Origin of the sequence: Flavonifractor sp. An306 (assembly GCF_002159455.1) — a bacterium.
Lineage (GTDB): Bacteria > Bacillota > Clostridia > Oscillospirales > Oscillospiraceae > Flavonifractor.
This window is the reverse complement of sequence record NZ_NFIQ01000162.1, coordinates 1-2,370: the sequence shown is the minus strand read 5'-3', so window position 1 is coordinate 2,370 and position 2,370 is coordinate 1. Positions and strand designations below refer to the sequence as shown.

General features: G+C 39.8%; 3 protein-coding genes and 1 pseudogene. 2 read left to right on the top strand and 2 right to left on the bottom strand.

Features of this window, described 5'->3' with window-relative positions:
• A pseudogene (locus B5F88_RS20470) lies at positions 1 to 87 on the top strand (IS5/IS1182 family transposase); the annotation flags it as partial.
• Here the strand turns inward: B5F88_RS20470 and B5F88_RS19125 are convergent.
• Positions 79 to 723, bottom strand: coding sequence for an IS3 family transposase (locus tag B5F88_RS19125; protein WP_087937014.1), 645 nt, complete (start codon positions 721 to 723; stop codon positions 79 to 81). The pseudogene B5F88_RS20470 and the gene B5F88_RS19125 sit on opposite strands and share 9 nt — an antisense overlap.
• 213 nt (positions 724 to 936) lie before the next feature.
• Between B5F88_RS19125 and B5F88_RS19120 the strand changes: the two genes are divergently transcribed.
• Positions 937 to 1,812: an SIR2 family protein gene (locus B5F88_RS19120; RefSeq protein WP_162612254.1), complete on the top strand. Its 876-nt coding sequence runs from the start codon at positions 937 to 939 to the stop codon at positions 1,810 to 1,812.
• 142 nt (positions 1,813 to 1,954) lie between these two features.
• On the opposite strand, the gene B5F88_RS20465 is transcribed toward B5F88_RS19120, so the two are convergent.
• A partial coding sequence (locus B5F88_RS20465) for an integrase core domain-containing protein (protein ID WP_140402207.1) occupies positions 1,955 to 2,370 on the bottom strand: 416 nt, incomplete at its 5' end.

The following is a 2,370-nucleotide window of genomic DNA, read 5'->3' as shown; positions in this document are numbered from 1 at the left end:
GCCACGCGATATGCCAAAAATACAGCATCTTTTTTGGCAGCAGTGCAAATTCGTTGCATTGCTATTTGGTGTGCCATTTTAGCCTAATCTTGTGTAGACACTATTTAAATTACGCCTATGGTATTCTTGCCGTTTCATATAAGCCTTTTTAGCATTTTCTCGAACACTCTCCAGGCCCAGTTCTTGCATAATCTGCCGTATTCTCTTTTTACCGACATGGATCCCGTTTTCTGATAGGATTACACGAATTTTTTCTGCGCCAAACCGCTGTTTGCTGTCATTAAAGATTTGCTGTACCTGCACCATAAGAACCTGTTGCTCTTCCTGGTACTTTGTGCGATCCGCTCTTCGGAAAATGTGATTATAAAAAGTACCCCGAGAAACACCCAACGCTTCACATAGTTCATGGACATTATATTGCTCGAACCGTTCATGAAGGTCCTCTAAAATATCAAGCCTCCTCCTTAGCGGAGCTTCAGCTAACAGGTCAGATAGACGAATAATTTGTAAAATGTGCTCTAACCGCTCTTTCTGGAACAAAAGATTCCGGATATCCATTGGCAGCATGTTTTCTTCAGCTATATACTCTTTCTTATCTTTGACCCATCGATAAATAGTGCTGGGGGCAACACCGAATTTGCCTCTTATATCTGTGAGAGGCCGCCCAAGTTGATATGCAGAAATGATTTCCTGTTTTTCTTCTTCAGAATACTTTTTAGGCACGATTCTAGACACATCCTTTCGAGTTTACATATGTCTATTTTATCTTACCAAGTATTTAGAGAGCATTTATTCCCCCAAATTATTAAAAGCAAAAAAATTATTGGGAGTATTCCAAAGATATGATATAATAAATAAAATTAGAGGATAATCTCCAATTATCCTACGCGAAAATGATTCGAAATGGTTAGGTCAGTTTTTTCTTGGGGATGGCTTATGAACTTTGCTTATGTCAATGAAATTGTATCGCAGCTACTCTCTAATACCTTTTCTGTGTTTTGCGGTGCTGGAGCCAGTGCTGATATTACAAACAGCAAGTGGGAAGATATTTTCTGCGAGACAACCAGGAAATTTTATCACCGTAAACTGAGCGATGATATCTATTTTTTAGCGGACTTAGAAAAACACTACTACAACGCAGACCATTTCTATAAAGATATTGTAAGTGTCGTTTCCAACGGGAGCGGAAAAGAATCCGCGCACATCAATGGAATTATTAACTTGAATCTCAATCAAGTGTGGACCACTAATTTTGATACCCACATCGAGGAAACTATTTACAGAAAATACAGGGTCAGGCCAACAGTTATAAAGGACTCAAAAGATTTATTCTCGGTTTCTCTCAATGGACCATATATCGTCTACAAGTTAAATGGCTCGGTAGAAGATACTTCTTCCATGGTCCTGACCAAAAGCGATTTTTTTGATTACTTCAAAAAGCAACGTCTGATGTTTGAACTGCTAAAACGACAGCTGGTTCTGGATTCCTTTTTATTTGTAGGGTATAGCTTTAAAGACGACTTAGTTCTCAATGCTCTGCGGGAAATCAAGGAAATCTTTCCGGAGCAAGGAAAGCAGCATTATCGGTTTTCAGTGGAGGCCCCATCGAACGGGGATACTTGTCAGGAACAGTTCAGGCAATATGAAAGGCGCTATTTCGAAGATAAGTACAATATCAAAACGATTCAGCTGCAAAGCTATCACGAGATCGATTTGTATCTCGGAGAAATTTACAAGCGGTTTTGCAACCACAATGTGTTTATCTGCGGCTCTTTCCGGGAAATTGAAGTAGGGTTGTTTTTCGAACTGTAAAGTCGAAAAACAACCCTCTTCTTTTTCTCAAACTACTGATATAACTTAGTTTTTAAGTTTGCCGAAAAGGAATGGCCCATGAAAAAAGGATAAAATCCACCCCAAAATATACGTAATGGTTCCGGATTTAGACACAGGATTTTCATATATCTTGTGTCTTTTTCTTTCCATAAAGCTCCTCAAAACGGGTAGGAGTCTTATATGCCAGGGTTTGATGAGGCCTTACTTCATTATAAAAGCGCATATACTCATCCACACTCTTTTGAAAATCAGCCAGAGAGGAATACTCCCGGCGGTACGCTTCTTCTTTCTTGAACGTTGCAAAAAAGGTTTCGGCCACAGCGTTATCTCGAGGAGTGCCCGGTTTTGAAAAAGACTGCTTAACATCACATTTTCTTAACAAAGCGCAAAAGCTTTCAGAAACATATTGGCTACCCCGATCACTATGAAATGTTAATCCTGTTGGATTCCCACGGCACTCGTAGGCTTTGCGAAATGTAAAGGTAACTAATTGGGTACTGGATTTTCGTGATACCCGGTAACCGACGACCCGTCGTG

Bases quoted from the DNA above. Each gene is read 5' to 3' on its own strand.
- B5F88_RS19120 (WP_162612254.1), top strand. From the start codon at position 937: ATGAACTTTGCTTATGTCAATGAAATTGTATCGCAGCTACTCTCTAAT.